The 20,148-nt window shown below is 54.4% G+C and carries 14 protein-coding genes; 10 read left to right on the top strand and 4 right to left on the bottom strand.

Annotation, left to right across the window (positions count from 1 at the left end; all coding sequences use genetic code 11):
- Nucleotides 1-40: 40 nt before the first annotated feature.
- The 5 genes from aroB to G367_RS0113325 all read left to right on the top strand — a co-directional run bounded on the left by aroB (nucleotide 41) and on the right by G367_RS0113325 (nucleotide 10,127).
- A complete protein-coding gene (gene aroB / locus G367_RS0113345) occupies nucleotides 41-1,126 on the top strand; it encodes a 3-dehydroquinate synthase (protein WP_020413638.1) in 1,086 nt (361 codons plus the stop codon).
- A 345-nt stretch (nucleotides 1,127-1,471) separates the two neighbouring features.
- Nucleotides 1,472-5,920 carry a glutamate synthase large subunit gene (gene gltB, locus G367_RS0113340; protein ID WP_020413637.1) on the top strand — a complete coding sequence of 1,483 codons (4,449 nt, stop codon included), beginning with the start codon at nucleotides 1,472-1,474 and terminating at the stop codon, nucleotides 5,918-5,920.
- Between the two features lie 20 nt (nucleotides 5,921-5,940).
- A complete protein-coding gene (locus G367_RS0113335; protein ID WP_020413636.1) occupies nucleotides 5,941-7,359 on the top strand; it encodes a glutamate synthase small subunit GltD family protein in 1,419 nt (472 codons plus the stop codon).
- 162 nt (nucleotides 7,360-7,521) lie between these two features.
- Nucleotides 7,522-8,601 carry a uroporphyrinogen decarboxylase gene (hemE, locus tag G367_RS0113330; RefSeq protein ID WP_020413635.1) on the top strand — a complete coding sequence of 360 codons (1,080 nt, stop codon included), beginning with the start codon at nucleotides 7,522-7,524 and terminating at the stop codon, nucleotides 8,599-8,601.
- A 173-nt stretch (nucleotides 8,602-8,774) separates the two neighbouring features.
- Nucleotides 8,775-10,127 carry a cyclic di-GMP phosphodiesterase gene (locus G367_RS0113325; protein ID WP_020413634.1) on the top strand — a complete coding sequence of 451 codons (1,353 nt, stop codon included), beginning with the start codon at nucleotides 8,775-8,777 and terminating at the stop codon, nucleotides 10,125-10,127.
- A gap of 60 nt (nucleotides 10,128-10,187) precedes the next feature.
- On the opposite strand, the gene asd is transcribed toward G367_RS0113325, so the two are convergent.
- Genes asd through rsgA form a run of 3 tightly spaced genes read right to left on the bottom strand, consistent with a single transcriptional unit; the run spans nucleotide 10,188 to nucleotide 12,909 of the window.
- Complete coding sequence (gene asd / locus G367_RS0113320; protein ID WP_020413633.1) at nucleotides 10,188-11,051, bottom strand: archaetidylserine decarboxylase; 864 nt, start codon at nucleotides 11,049-11,051, stop codon at nucleotides 10,188-10,190.
- Nucleotides 11,052-11,077: 26 nt separating this feature from the next.
- Nucleotides 11,078-11,872 carry a sulfurtransferase gene (locus G367_RS0113315; RefSeq protein ID WP_020413632.1) on the bottom strand — a complete coding sequence of 265 codons (795 nt, stop codon included), beginning with the start codon at nucleotides 11,870-11,872 and terminating at the stop codon, nucleotides 11,078-11,080.
- A complete protein-coding gene (gene rsgA, locus G367_RS0113310) occupies nucleotides 11,869-12,909 on the bottom strand; it encodes a small ribosomal subunit biogenesis GTPase RsgA (RefSeq protein ID WP_020413631.1) in 1,041 nt (346 codons plus the stop codon). Before rsgA ends, G367_RS0113315 begins: the two co-directional genes overlap by 4 nt.
- 86 nt (nucleotides 12,910-12,995) lie before the next feature.
- Between rsgA and orn the strand changes: the two genes are divergently transcribed.
- The gene (gene orn / locus G367_RS0113305) at nucleotides 12,996-13,535 is read left to right on the top strand and encodes an oligoribonuclease (RefSeq protein WP_020413630.1); all 540 of its coding nucleotides are present in this window, start codon (nucleotides 12,996-12,998) and stop codon (nucleotides 13,533-13,535) included.
- 35 nt (nucleotides 13,536-13,570) lie between these two features.
- Here the strand turns inward: orn and queG are convergent, their stop codons facing one another.
- The gene (gene queG / locus G367_RS0113300; protein ID WP_040628949.1) at nucleotides 13,571-14,677 is read right to left on the bottom strand and encodes a tRNA epoxyqueuosine(34) reductase QueG; all 1,107 of its coding nucleotides are present in this window, start codon (nucleotides 14,675-14,677) and stop codon (nucleotides 13,571-13,573) included.
- A 135-nt stretch (nucleotides 14,678-14,812) separates the two neighbouring features.
- Between queG and G367_RS0113295 the strand changes: the two genes are divergently transcribed.
- The 4 genes from G367_RS0113295 to mutL are packed head-to-tail and all read left to right on the top strand — an operon-like array spanning nucleotide 14,813 to nucleotide 20,092.
- Complete coding sequence (locus G367_RS0113295) at nucleotides 14,813-16,294, top strand: NAD(P)H-hydrate dehydratase (RefSeq protein WP_026305109.1); 1,482 nt, start codon at nucleotides 14,813-14,815, stop codon at nucleotides 16,292-16,294.
- Nucleotides 16,295-16,296: 2 nt separating this feature from the next.
- On the top strand, nucleotides 16,297-16,782 hold the full coding sequence (gene tsaE, locus G367_RS0113290; RefSeq protein ID WP_020413627.1) for a tRNA (adenosine(37)-N6)-threonylcarbamoyltransferase complex ATPase subunit type 1 TsaE: 486 nt from the start codon (nucleotides 16,297-16,299) through the stop codon (nucleotides 16,780-16,782).
- A gap of 60 nt (nucleotides 16,783-16,842) precedes the next feature.
- Nucleotides 16,843-18,153 (top strand): N-acetylmuramoyl-L-alanine amidase, encoded by a 1,311-nt coding sequence (locus G367_RS0113285; RefSeq protein ID WP_020413626.1) that lies wholly within the window; start codon nucleotides 16,843-16,845, stop codon nucleotides 18,151-18,153.
- Nucleotides 18,154-18,208: 55 nt separating this feature from the next.
- The gene (gene mutL, locus G367_RS0113280; RefSeq protein ID WP_020413625.1) at nucleotides 18,209-20,092 is read left to right on the top strand and encodes a DNA mismatch repair endonuclease MutL; all 1,884 of its coding nucleotides are present in this window, start codon (nucleotides 18,209-18,211) and stop codon (nucleotides 20,090-20,092) included.
- The last annotated feature ends 56 nt before the right edge of the window (nucleotides 20,093-20,148 follow it).

Here is a 20,148-nt window from a genome sequence, read left to right as displayed (position 1 = left end):
CAGTTCGCTGAATCTCAGCGGTGGCGGGAAGGAGAGCACAATGCATTGCCTGAATGTAGAGTTGGGGGAGCGTAGCTACCCAATTATTATTGGTTCACAACTCCTGGGTGATTCACAGTATCTGCTGCCCTATATACGTGGACAGCAGATTTGTATTGTTACCAATGAAACTGTTGCCCCCTTATATCTAGAGCAATTACTCAAGGGCTTGTCCAGCTTCGACAAGGTCGATGTTGTCGAGTTACCTGATGGCGAGTCCTTTAAGACCCTCGATACACTAAATCGCATTTTCGATACTTTACTGGAGCAGCGCCATAACCGCACAACAACCCTGATTGCATTGGGTGGTGGTGTTGTTGGAGATATGTGTGGTTTTGCTGCAGCTTGCTACCAGCGCGGCGTTGATTTCATTCAAGTGCCTACGACACTCCTCGCACAGGTCGACTCTTCTGTCGGCGGTAAAACAGGTGTAAATCACCCACTTGGTAAAAATATGATTGGGGCTTTTTACCAGCCGCGCCTGGTCTTGGCGGATATGGATACTTTAGTGACCTTACCTGATCGGGAGTTCTCTGCTGGCATAGCCGAGGTCATTAAGTATGGCCTGATTTGTGATGAACCATTTTTCTCTTGGATCGAGCAAAATATTGACGCCCTGTTGAGCCGTGATCCGCAGGCGCTGGCTTACGCCGTTGACCGCTGTTGCCGGGATAAGGCTGAAGTTGTGGCCAGTGACGAGCGTGAGGCTGGACGTCGTGCCATATTGAATTTTGGCCACACATTTGGTCATGCCATTGAAGCCGTCCAAGGCTATGGACGTTGGTTACACGGAGAGGCGGTTGCCGCAGGGATGGTGATGGCACTGGAGTTATCACGATTGCAAGGCGATGTAGATGATGATTTATTAAAGCGGGTTCGAAGCCTACTAGCTAAAGCCCAACTACCGCAGCAATCCCCTGCGGATATGACCGTTGATCATTTCCTGCAAGCTATGCAGGTGGACAAAAAGGTGGTGGATGGAAAACTGCGATTGGTGCTCTTAAGGGCGTTGGGCAATGCAAAAGTCGTCGATGACACACCGAGGGAAAAGGTTATAGAAGCGCTAAAGAACTGTGGTGCTAAGTGATGACCGCCTCGAAAGATCCTAAAATCGGAGTACTGGATAACTAGAATTCGCCAATACAGGAAATATATCTGCTTAATTGGTGTTTGGCAGATAAAAAAACTACAAAATATTGAAAAGCTAGTGTTGGGCAAGTAATATTGCGCGCCCCCGAAAATAATGGCGGGGCGTGACGACCGCCAACAAGAACAATAAAGAAAGCCCCACCAGAGGGCTTTTTTTATCTCGGGATCTTTTAGCCAGGGACCGCAGGAGAGCGTAGCGCAAAGCTTTGAGCATTTTTTGCCCATAACAGGTAGAGCTTTGGAACTACCTGTGGTCCCCCAATCGATAGTGACGAGGAATTCTATGGGTAGCAGTCTGTATCAGTTGGATGAGTTCAAAGACAACTGTGGTTTTGGTCTGATCGCTCATTTGCATGGTGTGGCGAGCCACAAATTAGTGCAGACAGCCATAGAGTCCCTTACCTGCATGACCCACCGCGGTGGTATCGCTGCCGATGGAAAAACCGGCGATGGCTGTGGCCTCCTGTTACAGAAGCCTGATGCATTTCTGCGCGGCGAAGCCCGCGACCTACTTAATGCTGAACTGACGGACGTCTATGCGGTAGGTTCGGTAATGTTGCCCCTCGATGAAGGCGAAGCCCAAAACGCCCGCCGAACAATAGAGAAAGAGCTGGAAGCCCAGACCTTGCAAGTCGTCGGCTGGCGCACCGTGCCAACCAATCCAGAGTGTCTAGGGCCTATTGCCCATGACTGCCAGCCTCGCTTCGAGCAACTGCTGATCAATGATGCCGAGGCGCCTCTGGGAGAGGCCCGTTTCAATGCGCGTTTATATGTTGCACGGCGCAAGGCCGAGCAGCAGCTGAATAGTGATGTATATATTGCCAGCCTCTCAACCAGTGTCCTCTCCTACAAGGGCTTGATGATCCCGGCAGACCTGCCAAAGTTTTTTCCAGAGTTAGCCGATCCGCGCCTGGAAACTGCAATTTGTGTGTTTCACCAGCGCTTTTCTACTAATACCATGCCGCGCTGGCCATTGGCGCAGCCTTTTAGGATGTTGGCGCACAATGGCGAGATCAATACCATTACCGGCAACCGCAACTGGTCGGTAGCGCGTACCAACAAGTTTGTTACTGAGTTGATCCCGGAGCTGAATGAGCTGACCCCTCTGGTAAACCGTGAGGGCTCCGACTCTTCCAGTCTGGATAACATGCTGGAAATGCTGCTTGCTGGCGGGATGGAGTTACACCGTGCACTGCGCATGCTGGTACCCCCTGCGTGGCAAAATGTTGAGGGCATGGACGCAGATCTGCGCGCCTTCTACGAATATATTTCCATGCATATGGAGCCCTGGGATGGACCTGCCGGCCTGGTAATGACGGATGGCCGCTATGCCGTATGTACACTCGACCGCAATGGTCTGCGCCCATCCAGGTGGGTGATTACCAAAGACGATATTATTACCGTGGCCTCAGAGATTGGGGTTTACGATTACGCGCCTGAAGATGTGGTGGCCAAGGGGCGCCTGGGGCCAGGTCAGATGCTTTCTGTGGATACTCTGGAGGGCAAGCTGTTCCACACTGCTGATATCGACAATATGCTCAAGCGCGCCCAGCCCTATAAGCGCTGGTTGAAAGAGAAGGCGCGACGCATTCGCTCAAAACTGGTTACCGCCCCTGTAGATAACAATTTCTCCCATCAGCAGTTCAAGGTTTACCAAAAACTGTTCAGCTCTTCTCTGGAGGAGCGCGATAAGGTAGTGCGCCCGATGGCGGAAGCCGGCCAGGAAGCGGTTGGTTCCATGGGGGACGATACGCCGATGGCGGTTTTATCCCGCTACAACCGCTCCCTTTACGATTACTTTCGCCAGCAGTTTGCCCAGGTTACAAATCCGCCGATAGATCCGTTGCGCGAAACTGTGGTGATGTCCCTGGAGACCTGCCTGGGGCGTGAGAAATCTGTATTTGAAGAGACACCAGCACATGCAGACCGGGTGATACTGTCTTCCCCGGTTCTGTCCCACATGAAATACACCGCATTGCTATCCCTGGATCGCCCTGGCTTTGATGCGGAAATATTCGACCTGAATTACGACCCGGCGGAGCTGGGCCTGAAGGTTGCAATTGAGAGACTGTGCGCACGGGTTGAGGCCTCTGTCCGAGCCGGTACAGTTATTGTTGTGCTCTCTGACCGCGATATTCGCGAAGGTCAGCTGCCTATTGATGCGTTGCTCGCCACCGGTGCAGTACACCACCATTTGGTGCATGCGGGCCTACGTTGTGATTCCAATGTGGTGGTGGACACTGCCAGTGCTAGAGATCCACACCAGCTGGCTTGTCTGGTAGGTGTTGGCGCCACAGCTGTGCACCCCTATTTCTCTTACAGCATTATCAATCATCTGATCGATACCGGTGAATTGCTGCTGGATGCCGCAGAAGCGCAGAAGAATTATCGCAATGGCATTATCAAGGGTTTGCTGAAAATCCTATCGAAAATGGGAATTTCCACGGTGGCCTCGTATCGCGGCGCCCTTCTGTTCGAACTGGTGGGACTCTCCAGAGAAGTCGTGGATCTGTGTTTCCCCGGTGCGCCAACCCGTATCGAAGGTGCCGGTTTTGCTGAACTGGAGTCGGATATGGCATCGCGTGCCAGTATTGCCTGGAAGGCGCGCAAGCCGGTCTCTCCCGGAGGGCTGCACAAATACGTGCACGGTCAGGAGTACCACACTTTTAATCCGGATGTTGTGACCGCGCTGCGCCGCGCTGCCAGTACTGGGGACTATTCCGCTTGGCGTGATTATGCGGAATTGGTAAATCAGCGTCCGGTAGCAACCCTGCGGGATATGCTCGGATTCAAAGAAAATATTGAGTCAGTACCTCTGGAAGAGGTGGAGCCAGTTGCGGCAATTGTGCGCCGCTTTGATTCTGCCGCTATGTCTTTGGGGGCCCTGTCGCCCGAGGCTCATGAATCACTGGCCCAGGCAATGAACCGGCTGGGCGGGCGTTCCAATAGTGGTGAGGGTGGTGAAGACCCGGCACGCTTTGGCACTGATAAAGTCTCCAAGATCAAACAGATCGCCTCCGGTCGCTTCGGGGTGACACCGCACTATCTGGTGAATGCCGAAGTATTGCAGATCAAGGTGGCCCAGGGTGCCAAGCCCGGTGAAGGAGGTCAGTTGCCCGGCGGTAAGGTGAATGGCCTGATCGCACGCCTGCGTTATTCTGTGCCCGGTGTGACGCTAATTTCTCCGCCACCTCACCACGATATCTATTCCATCGAGGATCTTGCCCAGCTGATTTTCGATCTAAAGCAGGTCAATCCGGACGCGTTAGTGTCGGTGAAACTGGTTTCGCGCCCGGGCGTTGGCACCATCGCTGCAGGTGTGGCCAAGGCTTATGCGGATCTGATTACCATCTCTGGCTACGACGGCGGCACTGCGGCTAGCCCTATAACTTCTATCCGTTACGCGGGATCTCCATGGGAGCTGGGCTTAGCTGAAACCCATCAGACCCTTCGCGCGAATGATTTGCGCGACAAAGTGCGGGTGCAAACTGACGGTGGTTTAAAGAGCGGTCTCGATGTGATCAAAGCAGCCATCCTGGGAGCCGAGAGCTTTGGCTTTGGTACCGCACCTATGGTGGCCATTGGCTGTAAGTACCTGCGTATTTGTCACCTGAATAACTGTGCTACCGGCATTGCTACCCAGCGTAAGAATCTGCGTGATGAGCACTATATCGGCACTGCTGAGATGGCGATGAACTTCTTCCGCTTCGTTGCCGAAGAGACCCGGGAATGGATGGCGCGGTTGGGAGTGCGCAGCCTGGAAGAACTGGTTGGCCGCGTGGATCTGTTGCGTGTGTTGGAAGGAGAGACCGACAAACAGAAGAAGCTCGATCTTTCTCCACTGTTACATACCGATGAACTGCTCGATAGCAAACCGCAAACCTGCCAGTCTGCCAGGAATGAGCCCTGGGACAAGGGCGAACTGGCCGAGCGAATGGTGGAAGAGATTTTGCCTTCCATTGAGAAACTTGCTGGTGGCGAGTTCAGCTATGACATAACCAACTGCGACCGCTCCCTGGGGGCAAGGCTGTCCGGTGAGATCGCCAAGCGTCATGGTAATCAGGGCATGGTAGAAGCACCGATCAAGCTACAGCTTAACGGGGTGGCAGGGCAGTCGTTCGGTGTTTGGAATGCAGGTGGCTTGGAGATGTATCTGGAAGGGGATGCTAATGATTACGTCGGCAAAGGTATGGCCGGTGGCAAGCTGGTGATACGACCACCTGAAAACAGTACCTTCGCCTCCGAGGAGACCAGTATCGTCGGCAATACCTGTCTGTATGGCGCTACCGGGGGCAAGCTATTTGCTGCAGGCCGCGCTGGGGAGCGTTTTGCCGTGCGTAACTCTGGTGCTTTTGCCGTGGTAGAGGGAGCTGGCGATCATTGCTGTGAATATATGACCGGTGGCATGGTTGCAGTACTGGGTCGCACCGGCTTTAACTTTGGTGCCGGTATGACCGGTGGCTTTGCCTATGTGCTCGACCTGGAACGGGATTTCTTCGACCGTTGCAACCATGAGTTGATTGAGTTACGCCGTATTAGCAGTGAAATTCTTGAGCCGCATCAGAGCCACCTGCGCGAGGTGATAGAAGAGTATGCCGCCGAAACCGGTAGCGCCTGGGGCGCGGAGCTACTGGATAACTTTGATGACTACCTGAGTCGTTTCTGGCTGGTAAAACCCAAGGCGGCGAGCCTTGCGGATCTACTTTCTGACGTGCGCAAGCGCGGCGAATAAGGCTGGGGTGGAGAAACAATATGAAAGACAGACTGAATAACGATTTCCAGTTTATCGACGTATCCCGCATCGATCCGCCAAAGAAGGATGTCATTACTCGCACTAATGAGTTTGTAGAAATCTACCAGCCCTTCAGTGAGAATCAGGTAGCTAGCCAAGCGCACCGTTGCCTGGACTGTGGCAATCCCTACTGTGAATGGAAGTGTCCGGTGCACAACTATATTCCCAACTGGCTGAAGCTAATCAGCGAGGGGAATGTGATTGAGGCGGCAGAGCTTTGCCATGAAACTAATACGTTGCCAGAAGTCTGTGGCCGCGTTTGCCCACAAGATCGCCTGTGTGAAGGTGCCTGCACCCTTAATGATGGTTTTGGTGCCGTAACTATCGGGAATGCGGAAAAGTATATTACCGATACAGCTTTTGCGCTGGGCTGGCGGCCGGATCTGAGTCATGTGGAAAAAACGGGCAAGAAGGTTGCGATTGTTGGTGCCGGCCCCGCGGGCCTGGGCTGCGCCGATATTCTCGTGCGCAATGGTGTGCAGCCGGTAGTATTCGACAAGCACCCGGAGATCGGCGGCTTAATTACTTTCGGTATCCCAGAGTTCAAGCTGGAAAAGTCAGTGATGCAGAAGCGTCGCGAGGTTTTTGTGGAGATGGGGGTGGAGTTTTGCCTCAATACCGAAGTGGGCAAGGACATCACCTTCGAGCAACTGCTCAGCGATTACGATGCGGTATTCCTTGGAATGGGTACCTACAACTATATGAAGGGCGGCTTCCCTGGTGAAGACCTCCCTGGGGTTCACGATGCCCTGCCATTTCTGGTGGCCAATGTGAACCGCAATATGGGGTGGGAGAAAGACCCCTCGGAATTTGTTCCTGTGGAGGGTAAGCGTGTGGTGGTACTCGGTGGTGGTGATACCGCTATGGACTGTAATCGCAGCTCCATTCGCCTAGGTGCCAAGAGCGTCACCTGCGCCTACCGCCGCGACGAACAAAATATGCCCGGCTCCCGCAGAGAAGTGGCCAATGCCAAAGAGGAGGGGGTGCAATTCCTATTTAACCGCCAGCCGGTGGAAATTGTCGGTGACGGCAAGGTCTCTGGAGTTAAGGTGGTGACAACGAAATTGGGTGAGCCAGATGAGAATGGCCGCCGTCGCCCACAAGTTGTGCCTGAATCGGAGGAAGTGATCCCCGCCGATATTGTATTGGTTGCCTTCGGCTTCCGCCCGAGCCCCGCGGAGTGGTTTACTGAACACAATATTGCAGTCGCCGATTGGGGTGGCGTTGTCGCTCCGGAAAAGCAGAAGTACAAGTTTCAGACTTCAAATGAGAAGGTCTTCGCTGGCGGTGATATGGTGCGCGGCTCCGATTTGGTGGTTACCGCTATTTGGGAGGGGCGTCAGGCCGGTGAGGGTATCCTCGACTACCTGGATATCTGATGGACCTCGCAGGATAGGAGAGGGTGACACCCCTCTCCATACTTTTCTTTGTTGATCTTCCCTATCAGCTCAAGGCTGCGCACCGCTATATTTTTGCCACTCTATTTATAGTGGCCCCGCCCCCTGTACAATGGCCGCTTTTTTAGCCCGCTCGGTGTGCTTATGTCTGATATTAAATCGCCCGAATTGAAAAACGATCGTTTCCTTCGCGCCCTGCTACGCCAGCCTGTGGATCGAACACCAGTGTGGATGATGCGCCAGGCGGGTCGCTATCTGCCAGAGTATCGTGCCAGCCGTGCCGAAGCTGGTAGTTTTATGGACCTGTGCCGCAACACCGAGCTGGCTTGCGAGGTGACACTGCAACCTTTGGAGCGCTACCCTCTGGATGCGGCAATCCTATTTTCCGATATCCTTACTATCCCCGATGCCATGGGGCTGGGCCTCTATTTTTCTGAGGGCGAAGGCCCGAAATTCCACAAGCCTCTGCGCACTGCGGCAGATATTGAGTCACTGGAAGTGGTTAACAGCGAGCGGGACCTGGATTATGTGATGAATGCCGTGTCCACCATTCGCCGAGAGCTGAATGGGCGTGTACCACTGATCGGTTTTTCCGGTAGTCCTTGGACTCTGGCCACCTATATGATTGAGGGTGGCTCCAGCAAAGATTTCGCTCGCTGCAAAGAAATGCTCTATAACCGTCCTGAGTTGATGCACCAGCTGCTATCAGTATTGGCCGATTCTGTAACCGACTACCTGAATGCGCAGATACGTGCCGGTGCCCAAGCTGTGCAGATCTTTGATACCTGGGGTGGAGCGCTGAGCCACAGTGCCTACCGCGAGTTCTCCTTGCAGTATATGGCGCGTATCCTGGGCGGCTTGATTAAGGAGGTCGATGGCCGTCGTGTGCCCGCCATCCTGTTCACCAAAGGCGGTGGGCAGTGGTTGGAGGCGATGGCGGAAACTGGTGCCGATGCATTGGGCCTGGATTGGACTACAGATATTGGCAGTGCCCGTGCCCGTGTCGGTGAACGAGTTGCCCTACAGGGTAACCTTGATCCCTCAGTCCTCTATGCCAGCCCCGAGCGTATCCGCCAGGAAGTGGAAACTATCCTGCAGGCATTCGGTCATGGTAGTGGCCATGTATTTAACCTCGGTCACGGAATTACTCCAAAGGTCGATCCCGCCCATGCCGGTGCCATGATTGAGGCGGTAGTAGAGCTTTCTGCGAAGTATCACGCTTAATGGTGGTAACTAGTGTCTGAGTCTGTGAATGCAGTCTCACTTTGGGCGGGTGCTCGCCAATATCTCTCCGTGATATAAATGTGCGCCTGCCCAGAGGGTTCCGAGTTAGGCACCCTGCTCCTTGGCATTGGGCGGCTTTCAGAAAATTATCTCAGTGGTCGGCACCTCTCCAAGTGGCAATCGAACAGGCAAAAATCTCCGTCGGTGACCTACAGCGCGGCATGTTTGTTTCCAGGCTGGACAGGCCCTGGACACGAACACCTTTTGCGCTGCAGGGCTTTTATATCCGCGACCTGGAGGAAATACGGCAGCTGCAAAAATGCTGCCGCTTTGTCTATGTAGATGTTCACAAGACCGTTGGTAGTGCTGGTGCGACCCTACGCCGCCTGGTCGGTGGCAGCGGTGCTGGTATAGTTGGTGAAGGTCGCACCCCCCGCGTTACTATCCCCTGTCGTCCAGTGGCAATTTCTCACAAAGCATACCCTCCGCCACAGCCTGCCCGGCGCGAAGCCAGTAATGCACGCAAACTGCATGGGCAGATATTGCAGGGCATGGGGCAGGTGATGGGGTTAGTGGCGAGCAACCGGCCGCTACCAGTACAACAGGTCAACCGGGTGGTGGAAGACCTTGTGGATAGTGTGTTGCGCAGCCCCGATGCTTTCGCCTGGCTGGCTCGGGTGCGGGATAAAGATGAGCATACCTATAGCCACTCGGTGAGGGCGAGTATCTGGGCAGTACTGTTTGGCCGCCATATCGGTTTAGGGCGACGTGAACTATTACAGCTGGGAGTGGCGACTCTTCTAAAGGATGTCGGTAAATTGGCTATCCCTGCGGAAGTGTTGCAGATGAAGCAACGAGATCCACGCAGTGAGCTGGAGTATCGAAAGTTTGTGCTGCACAGTGCGAATATGCTTGCTGCCGATGTACAGATGGACCCACAAGTAATTAATATTGTTCGCTGCCACCGCGAACGTCACGATGGAAGTGGTTATCCGAAAGGCCTGCGGGGTGACAAGATTCCCGTGTTAGCGCGTATGTGCGGGATTGTGACCTTTTACGATGAAGCAACTAACCCCCGTGGTGTTAGCGAACCTATAGCTCCATCTCGTGCCGTGGCGGGCCTGTATGACTTGCGAGGTATCGCCTACCAGGAGCAGCTGGTAGTGGAGTTTATTCAGGCGATAGGCCTTTACCCAACGGGTACCCAGGTGGAGCTTTCCAATGGTGAAGTGGGCGTGGTAGTGGAGCAAACTTACGATCGTCGCCTTAGGCCGAAGGTGATGATTGTACTGGATGAGAACAAGCGCCAATTGAATAAGCCTCGCCTTCTCGACCTGGCTGAGACTGAGGATCGTGCGAAGAAGCTGATTGAGCGAGGAAAGATGAGTGCTCAGGCGCAAGTGAGTATTTTGCGTGATATCGAGCCCGGCGCTTACCCCCAGGTGGATACTGCTGCGGTGCGGGATACTTATTTATTTAAAGGTAATGGGCAGCTATTCCGTTTGATTTCCCGCCTGGCGAAATAACTGCTGCTACTCACTACCCAGACTATCCACGATGGGCGGTTTATGCCGCCCCTCTCAAGTTCAGTCATTCTCAGCGATAAGGTTTCCGAAATGCTCACCCATTCGTACGGTGGTTTCCGCATCCAATGAGTCCAGCCAGCGCACTTGCTCCTTGCCGAACAACATAATAACGGTGGATCCCAGTTTAAAGCGGCCCATCTCTTCGCCCTTTTTCAGGTGGATTGGTGCGGTGTCTAGATAATTGGTGCTACGCACATCGCGCTTGTGTGGGGTTACCTGGCCTGCCCATACGGTTTCGATACCGGCAACGATCATAGCGCCGACAAGAATCATAGCCATGGGGCCTGCTGCAGTATCGAATACACACACCAGCCGCTCATTGCGGGCGAACAGGCGAGGAACATTTTCCGCTGTCACTGTGTTGACTGAAAAGAGTTGGCCCGGCACATAGATCATGCTGCGCAAGGTGCCGGCCATAGGCATATGCACACGGTGGTAATCCTTGGGCGACAGATAAACTGTGGCGAAATGGCCGTCGTTAAACTGTGCTGCCAGCTCCGGATCACCGCCCACAAGTTCGAGCAGGCTGTAATCGTGTCCCTTGGCCTGGAATATGCGGCCGTTGTGAATGCCTCCCAGCTGACTGATGGCACCATCCGCCGGGCAAGCAAGGCTGTGCTCACCGCTGACGATTGGGCGTACGCCTTCTTTTAGTTCGCGGGTGAAAAAATCGTTAAAGGTGCGATAGGCGGTACAGTCGGTCTCCTTTGCCTCCTGCATATTGACACCGTACTTATCCACAAACCAGCGGGTGAAGGGATCTTTGATCGATTTGATTTGTGTGTTCGCCAGCCAGCCGGCAGCACGTGAAAAGGCATGCTGTGGGGTCAGGTATTGCAGTGTGGCAAAGAGTTTTGGATTCATAGAATTACAACGTTTCTTGGTGATTCTTACTGTTCTACCGGTGTATCGGGCAGGTTACCCCACTCGCTCCAGGAACCGGGATAGGCGTGTATATCAAAGCCCAGGGATTTACCCACCAGCCAGGTGAAGCCAGAGCGGTGATGGCTTTGGCAATGGGTAACGATTTTGTGCTTGTCGTCAATTCCCAGCTTGGCAAGAAATTCCCGTGCATCGGTGCGGATACGCAAGTCGCGCTGAGGATCCATTAGCTGGGTCCACTCGCAGTTGATAGCTCCGGGAATATGGCCACCTTTCATGGCTAATACCCGTTCACCAGAATATTCCTGCGGTGAGCGCGCATCCCAAATAATGAAATCCGGGTTGCCTAGTTGTGCCTGGATTTGTTCGGCGTCAATGGACGGGGTTGAATCGATGGATATTTCGATATCGCTGGGGTTGGCTTGTGATTCGTCAGTGGAGAGAGGCAGGCCAGCACTGCGCCAGGCGTGCATACCACCATTCAGATAGCTGTAGTTATGGTGGCCTATCATCTCCAGGGTCCACAGAAAGCGTCCAGCCCAGCCGCCTCCTTCATCGTCGCAGGCGACGACATGGGTTTCTGGGCGCAAGCCAATTGCGCGGAATATTCGGGTCAATTGTTCCAGGTCTGGCAATTTACCGGGCGCTGGAGGGGTACCGGCCATCAAAGCCTGGAAAGGCAGGTGCAAGGCGCCGGGAATATGGCCGCTCAAATAGTTTTGGTTGGAGCTGAGATCGACAATTAGCAGCTCCTCACGCTCTAGTTCGGCAGCGAGATCTTCCGCTTCGATAATCAGGTTCAAAATTTATTCTCCGATTCCAGGCTGTTGCGCAGGTGTAAGAAACTGTTCATGCGGCGTTCGGTGATGTCGCCACTGGACAGTGCTTTGTGGATGGCGCAACCGGGTTCACCCTGGTGACGGCAGTCCCTAAAGCGACAGTGGCCGATAAAGGGGCGGAACTCTACAAAACCTTCCAGCAGCGCAGTTTCCTCCATATGCCAGAGGCCAAATTCACGGATGCCAGGGGAGTCTATCAAATCGCCGCCACTTGGCAGGTGAAACAGTTCCGCCGCAGTAGTGGTGTGGGTGCCTTTCAAGGTGGCTTGTGAAAGCGCACCAGTACGTGCGCCGGCACTTGGGAGCAGTGCGTTCACCAATGATGATTTTCCCACGCCGGATTGTCCTACAAAAACACTGATGCCCAGGGCCAGGGTTTCCAGTAATTGGGGTAAGCCCTCACCGGTTTTCGTGGAGAGTTTTAGTACCGGATAACCCAGGTCTGGGTAAGGGGCCAGCAACTCATCCAGTGCTTCGCGGTTACTGTCGTTGATCAGGTCGATTTTGTTGAGCAATAAAATAGGTGGAATGCCGGTGGTTTCTGCCGCTACCAGGTAGCGATCGATAGCATTGGCGAAGGGCTCGGGATAGGGTGCTATAACGATGACAATACGATCGATATTGGCGGCGACGGTTTTTAAATCGCCGTAGCGATCTGGTCGCTGTAATTCCGATGTACGGGGTAGGCGTGCACCGACCACACCATACCCACCATCGCTGTCACTCGTGGCCGGGCGCCAGGCAACATGATCGCCGGTAACCAATGTCTCAATATTGGCGCGCAGGTGGCAGCGCTGCCGCAGGGAGGAATCATTTTCACTCTCTACCAATATCTGGGTGCCATAATTGGCGATCACCAGGCCGGTCTGTTCCTGGGCCAGCTGACCTTCATCCATCGCTTGTTCCGCCGACTGCTCGCGCTTGCGCGCGCGGGCTTCGCGTTCCTGCTGGATTTTGGCGATACGCCATTGCTGGCGCCGGTTCAATTTGCGTTTACTCATGCATTGGTACCTGGGGATCAGCGGCGGATTATAGCTATTGCCGGGTAGTTACGGTAACTTGCGCGGAAAGTTTGAGGAGACCCCCTGTGGATCAGAACAACCTGATCTGGATCGATCTGGAGATGACCGGCCTCGATCCAGAGAAAGAGCGCATTATCGAGATTGCTACCATTGTGACCGATTCGCGCCTAAATGTTCTCGCTGAAGGCCCTGCAATGGTAATTCATCAGAGTGATGCTCTGTTGAATGCAATGGATGATTGGAACACTGAACAACACGGTGGTTCTGGTCTGGTAGCACGGGTGAAGGAGTCGACCATATCCGAGCGAGAAGCGGAGCGTGAAACTATTGAATTCTTGCGCCACTGGGTACCGGAGGGTGCGTCCCCTATGTGTGGTAACTCTATTGGCCAAGACCGCCGCTTTTTAGTCAAATATATGCCGCAGTTGGAATCCTACTTCCACTATCGCAACCTGGATGTGAGTTCGGTGAAGGAGCTGGCCAGGCGCTGGCGCCCGGAAGTGCTGGAAGGGGTAAAGAAGCACAGTAACCACCTGGCTCTTGATGATATCCGCGATTCGATCGGAGAGCTGCGCCATTACCGCGAGACTTTTTTTCGTCTCTAACTCTTGCCCCTTAGCTTTGCGTGTCGCTGCGCGGCCTAGGTGGGAGCGCGCTTGATCTTGCGCTTGCGCTTTCGGCCACCACGCAGGCGTGCCAGGGCCCAGTCAATATGTTCAAGCACTAATGGCGTGGCGGTTTGCCGCGCTTGTTCCAGGGTGTCCAGGACTCTATCGACGGGTTCGCCATTGCCGAGGGCAACCGCCAGATTGCGTTGCCAGCGTTCGTAACCAATACGGCGAATGGGGGAGCCTTCAGTTTTGCGCAGAAACTCCTCTTTGCTCCAGTTGAATAGTGCCAACAGCTCGCCGTTATCCAGTCCGTGGCGTGGGTGGAAATCCTGTTCGGCGGTGGGTTTGGCGAATTTGTTCCAGGGGCAGATCGTCTGGCAGTCATCGCAGCCAAATACACGGTTTCCGATGGGCTCGCGAAATTCTTCGGGTATCGGCCCTTTATTTTCGATGGTCAGGTAGGAGATACAGCGGCCCGCATCCAGGGTTCGAGGACCGATAAAGGCATCGGTTGGGCATACCCGGAGACAGGCCACGCAGTCGCCGCACTCATCGACGAAGTCACCTTCGTCGATAGGTAGCGGTAGGTTGGTATAGATTTCGCCGAGGAAAAAGAACGAGCCGGCTTTAGAGTTAATCAGTAGGCAGTTCTTGCCCACCCAGCCGAGTCCGGCTTTGCGAGCTAATGCCCTTTCCAATACCGGGGCGCTATCGGTAAATGCACGCCCTTTGGATTCGATCCCGTGCTCGGCACAAAAAGCATCAATTTTCTTGGCCAGGTTAGCCAGGCGTTTGCGAATCAGCTTGTGGTAATCGCGCCCGTTGGCATAACGTGAGACATAGGCTTTACTGGAGTCTTTCAGTATTTTGATGGGTTGGGTATCCGGTGGAAGGTAGTCGAGACGCACACTGATGGCGCGGATAGTACCTTCCTCCAGGAGTGCTGGGCGCCAGCGCTTTTCCCCATGAGCACCCATCCATTCCATATCTGCGCTGTAACCGGCATCAATCCATGCGCGTAGGCGCTCGCCATCCTCCTCCAGCTGGCAATCAGTAATGCCAACTTGCTGGAAGCCCAGCTCCCGCCCCCAGGTTTTAATCAGGTTGGCTAATTCTGCGAGCAGTGAATCGGTCATAGGTAAAAGCGGCTCGATATCCCAGGCAAGCACATTGACTGGCCGGGGCGGTATACTCTGCTGACAGAGCAACTGACAGCGATGCAATCGCCTATTTTGCCACAGATGAATTCTTGACCACATTGCGGGAGCCGCATGGACACGCCTCAATCTCTGTACAGTGCCGAATCGGTACGGGAACTCGACCGACAAACCATAGCTGCGCTGGAAATCCCCTCTATTCAATTAATGAAACGCGCCGGCCGCGCGGCCTTCAAGCATTTGCAGGCACAGTGGCCCGATATTGGCCGAATACAGGCCTTTTGTGGCGGTGGTAATAACGGTGGGGATGGCTATGTGATTGCGGCCCTGGCTGCGCAGAAAAAGATCCCGGTTACGGTTTATGCCTGTACTGAGCCGGGCAAGCTGAAAGGTGATGCGCGAGAAGCCTGTGAATATGCCCTTCGAGAAGGCGTACAGGTGTTGACTTCCTTAGCAGAGTTGGACAATGCCGATGGCAATACCCTGATCGTGGATGCCCTGCTTGGTACTGGGTTTAGTGGGGCTTTGCGCGAGGATGTCGCCCATGCGGTGGAGAGAATTAAGAAGAGTCCTGGGCCGATATTGGCTGTGGATATCCCGTCCGGTCTAAGCGCCGATACGGGAACCGCTGACCTCGCTGTACATGCGGATATGACGGTGACTTTTATCGGGCGCAAACTCGGCCTCTATTGTGGTCGAGGCCCGGCGCTATGCGGTGAGGTCCAGTTCGAGGATCTGGGCGCGCCAGCGCAGGCCTACTGTGATGTTGATGTCTCAGTGCACCGCTACACGGCGGAGGGTATTAAACGCTTGCCAGTGCGTGCTGCGGACAGCTTTAAAAACCAGTTTGGCCATATTCTGATCGTTGGAGGCGATAGCGGCTTTGGCGGTGCTGCACTTATGGCTGCTCAGTCCAGCGCGCGGGCTGGAGCCGGTCTGATTTCTCTGGCGACTCGCCCTGAGCATCTCTCCGCAGCTTTGACTCGTTGCCCTGAAGTTATGGCTCATCCGGTAATTTCCGGCCAGGAGCTGGAGCCACTGCTGGAAGGTCCGACTGTTATAGCGGTGGGTCCCGGCCTTGGGCACTCGCCCTGGAGCGAACAGCTGTTAGCCCGCGCGGGGCGAGCAGAGGTGCCATTAGTGGTGGATGCGGATGGGTTAAATATCCTGTCCGAAGGGCGGGTATTGGCCGGCGTGAAACGGAATGATTGGGTGCTGACGCCCCATGTGGGAGAGGCGGCACGCCTGCTCGGTTGTGACACTGCCGATGTACTGGTCGATCCCCGTGAAGCAGCTGCCGCAGTTCAGGAGAAGTTCAGTGGTGTGGTGATACTTAAGGGCGCAGGTACCCTGATTGCCCACGATGGTGGTGTAGATCTGATAAATAGCGGTAATCCGGGTATGGCCTCTGGTGGTATGGGCGATCTGCTTACCGGTATCGTCGCTGCACTGATCGGGCAGCACCTGCCCCTGGTTGAAGCGGCCCGTCTGGCAGTTTGGCTGCATGGAGAAGCCGGTAATCGCGCTGCTGAGGATGGCCAGCGAGGTTTGTTGGCCACCGATTTATTGCCTTGGATTCGACGGTTGGTAGATTGATAGTGAGTGAACTCAAAATACATTTGGCGGACGAAGAAGCAACAGTCGCCAGTGGAGAGGCGCTGGGGCGCGCATGCCTGGCCAGTGGCCTGCAGCATGGACTGACCCTGTATCTGAATGGCCAGTTGGGTGCTGGGAAAACCACTTTTTGCCGTGGCGTGTTAAGGGCTTTTGGTCATGACGGCGCAGTAAAGAGTCCCACCTATACGTTGGTGGAGCCCTATGAGCTGGGTACGCAACGGGTTTATCACTTTGATCTATACCGGCTGGGTGACGCCGAGGAGCTGGAGTTTATGGGGGTGCGGGATTATTTCGCTGCCCACAGTCTGAGTCTGGTGGAGTGGCCGGAGCGCGGTGCTGGTGTTTTACCGGAGCCGGATTTGCAATTGGACCTGGAGGTGCCAGATAGCGGAAGACAGTTATTGCTGATTGCTCACTCCAAACAGGGCACAGCAGTGCTCGATACGCTGGAAAAATTGCTGCAATAGTATCGGCAGACCTTAATTCGAGGGTGTGTGAATAACAATAAGCGAAAGGACTGAGATGTAATGAGTTTGATGTGGCGGTCACTTTTGGCCCTGATTTTTGGGCTGGTGATAGTAGTGCCGTTAAAGGCGGCAGAAGTGGAAGGTGTACGCCTGTGGCGTGCGCCGGATCACACACGCCTGGTTTTTGATTTGAGTGGGCCGGCGGAGCACAAGCTCTTTACCCTGAGTGGACCACACCGGGTAGTGGTGGATATTACTGATACCAAATTGAAAGCTCAGTTGGATGCACTGGATTTAAAAGACACCCCTATTGCTCAGGTACGTCACGCGCGCCACAACAAGAAAGATCTGCGTGTGGTGCTCGATCTCAAACAGCAGATCAATCCACGTAGTTTTGCCCTGCGTCGCCACGAGAAATTACCAGATCGACTGGTAATCGATCTTTACGACAAAGTTGAAAACCAAGAAAAAACTCTACTACAAGTAAGTAGTGAACGAGATATCGTTATTGCTGTAAATGCTGGTCACGGGGGCGAGGATCCGGGGGCTCTAGGTCCTGGAGGTCTGCGGGAGAAGGATGTAGTGTTGGCGATCGCGCGCAAACTTCAGCGGGAACTCGATCGAGAGCGGGGGTTTAGCGCGAAATTGGTAAGAACAGGTGATTATTTTATCCCCCTGAGACAGCGAGTGAAAAAAGGGCGCAAAATGCGCGCTGATTTATATGTCTCGATTCACGCCGATGCCTTTACCCGTAAAGAGGCTCGTGGTGCTGGTGTCTACGCAGTTTCCTCTCGAGGAGCGACCAGTGAGACGGCTCGCTTCTTGGCCCAGCGAGAAAATGAGTCTGATTTAATTGGGGGAGCGGGAGACCTGAGTCTGGATGACAAGGATGATACTCTTGCCGGGGTTTTATTGGACCTGTCGATGACTGCGACTATGAATGCGAGTCTTGACGTTGGTGCCAGCGTACTGAGCTCCCTGGGTAGTTTTACCCATTTGCACAAAAAGAAAGTGGAGCAGGCAAATTTCTCAGAGCTACGTAATCCCGATGTACCTTCAATCCTCGTAGAAACAGGTTTTATCACTAATCCCTATGAGTCTCGACGCTTGAGTGACCCTAAATTCCAGCAGCGCATGGCAGAAAAACTCAGCGAAGGTATAGTGGGCTACTTCAGCCGTCGTCCACCGGCAGGCACTTGGCTAGCAGCTAACCAGGGCACCAAGTCGCGGCGTCATATAATTGCCCGAGGTGAGACACTATCCGGGATAGCTGCGCGGTATAATGTCTCTGTTACAGCCCTAATGAGGGCTAACGGCATTAAAAACTCAGTGATTCGCGTGGGTCAAACCCTGAGTATTCCCTCGGGGTAAGATCGAATTCCATAGCCTTTCAGGCCGGTCAAATAAGCGTTAACAGGCCAGTGTCATGCACGAACGTATCCAGCAATTATCGCCCCGCCTTGCCAACCAAATCGCCGCTGGCGAGGTGGTAGAGCGCCCGGCTTCAGTTATCAAGGAGCTGCTGGAAAACAGTCTCGATGCAGGTGCCACGCGTTTGGAGGTGGATGTCGATAGCGGCGGTATCAAACGTATGAAAGTGCGCGATAACGGTAAAGGTATCGAACGCGAAGACCTGCCTATGGCTCTGGCCCGCCACGCTACTTCAAAGATTCATGTGTTGGAAGACCTCGAGGCTGTAGCGACCCTTGGTTTTCGCGGTGAGGCTCTCGCCAGTATTTCCTCAGTAGCGCGCTTGGCGCTGACCAGCAGCCGTGATGAGAGTGGCAAGGGTTGGCAGGTGAGTGCAGAAGGGCGTGATATGCAGGCGCAGCTATCCCCGGCTGCCCACCCTCGCGGTACCACCGTGGATGTGCGTGATCTATTTTTTAATACCCCTGCGAGACGCAAATTCCTGCGTACCGAGAAGACTGAATTTAACCGCATTGATGACACCATTAAGCGCTTGGCCCTGTCCCGTTTTGATGTCTCCATCAGTTTGCGCCATAACGGCAAAGGAGTGCATAACCTGCGAGCAGGCAGTGGCCGTGTTGAAATGGAACGCCGTGTTGCCCAGGTTTGCGGCCCGGCTTTTATGCAAAATGCCCTGCATATTGATGTGGAACGAAATGGTCTGCGTCTCTGGGGTTGGGTGGCTGAGCCTGCATTCTCACGCTCCCAGGCCGACTTGCAGTTTTTCTATGTCAATGGCCGTGCAATTCGCGACAAGGTAGTGAGCCATGCGGTGCGCCGTGCTTTTGCCGATGTGCTCTATCACGGTCGCCATCCTGCATTTGTACTCTACTTGGAACTGGACCCCGCATCAGTGGATGTTAACGTGCACCCAACCAAGCACGAGGTGCGCTTTCGCGATGGCCGTTTGGTGCATGATTTCCTGTTTGGCAGTTTGCACCGGGCCCTGGCTGATGTGCGACCAGGACAGCGTGAAGAGGCCGTAGAGGAGGCGGCTGAGGATACAGAAGTTGCGAGTGCAGACAGAGTTACTGGTATCCAGGCCGGGGAGTTTGCCGGACAGCAGAAGATGCCGCTGAGCAATAAACCTTCTCCTGGAAACCTGCAGCAGCAGATGAAGGCCTACGGTACTTTGCACCAACCCTATCAAGGGAGTGGAGCGGTGGCTGAGCTTGTAACTAGGGGGGCTGAATCTGGCAGTATGGCAGCGGTGGCACCGGCACCTCTGGGGGGGGAAGTAAGTTCTGGAGAAGAGGCGCCACCTCTGGGTTTTGCTATTGCCCAGTTGCACGGGATTTACATTCTCGCGCAGAACGAGCAGGGCATGGTTGTGGTGGATATGCATGCCGCCCATGAGCGTATTGTTTACGAGCAGATGAAGGTCGCTCACGCTGCCGGGGGTATCCAGGCCCAGCCGTTACTGGTGCCGGTGAGTCTTGCAGTAAGCCAGCGCGAAGCGGATTGCTTCGAGGAGCGCAGTGAAGTCTTTACGTCTCTTGGCTTTGTATTACAGCGCGCCGGTCCTGAGACCCTGCTGGTGCGCCAAGTGCCTACCATGTTGCATGGCGCGGAGGTGGAGCAGTTGGTGCGTGATGTCCTTTCCGATTTATTGGGGCAGGGTGATAGTGAACGTATCGGTGAGCGCATTAACGAAGTGCTTGGCACCATGGCCTGCCACGGTTCAGTGCGTGCCAATCGCCGTCTGACGGTGCCTGAAATGAATGCCCTGTTACGGGATATGGAGCGCACCGAGCGTAGCGGCCAGTGCAATCACGGCCGCCCCACCTGGACCCAGGTTAAACTGGCAGATATGGATAAGTGGTTTATGCGCGGTCAGTAGCCGTGAACTGGAAGTAGGTGGTGATTTGAACAAGCGCATTTTGGGTGACAAACCCC

It is taken from the genome of Microbulbifer variabilis ATCC 700307 (genome assembly GCF_000380565.1).
Lineage (GTDB): Bacteria > Pseudomonadota > Gammaproteobacteria > Pseudomonadales > Cellvibrionaceae > Microbulbifer > Microbulbifer variabilis.
This window is presented reverse-complemented; position numbering and strand designations above follow the sequence as displayed.

Coding starts and splice junctions, on each gene's coding strand:
- G367_RS0113335 (WP_020413636.1), top strand. CDS start 5,941: ATGAAAGACAGACTGAATAACGATTTCCAGTTTATCGACGTATCCCGC.
- aroB (WP_020413638.1), top strand. CDS start 41: ATGCATTGCCTGAATGTAGAGTTGGGGGAGCGTAGCTACCCAATTATT.
- gltB (WP_020413637.1), top strand. CDS start 1,472: ATGGGTAGCAGTCTGTATCAGTTGGATGAGTTCAAAGACAACTGTGGT.
- rsgA (WP_020413631.1), bottom strand. CDS start 12,909: ATGAGTAAACGCAAATTGAACCGGCGCCAGCAATGGCGTATCGCCAAA.
- G367_RS0113295 (WP_026305109.1), top strand. CDS start 14,813: ATGGACACGCCTCAATCTCTGTACAGTGCCGAATCGGTACGGGAACTC.
- G367_RS0113285 (WP_020413626.1), top strand. CDS start 16,843: ATGAGTTTGATGTGGCGGTCACTTTTGGCCCTGATTTTTGGGCTGGTG.
- asd (WP_020413633.1), bottom strand. CDS start 11,051: ATGAATCCAAAACTCTTTGCCACACTGCAATACCTGACCCCACAGCAT.
- mutL (WP_020413625.1), top strand. CDS start 18,209: ATGCACGAACGTATCCAGCAATTATCGCCCCGCCTTGCCAACCAAATC.
- queG (WP_040628949.1), bottom strand. CDS start 14,677: ATGACCGATTCACTGCTCGCAGAATTAGCCAACCTGATTAAAACCTGG.
- hemE (WP_020413635.1), top strand. CDS start 7,522: ATGTCTGATATTAAATCGCCCGAATTGAAAAACGATCGTTTCCTTCGC.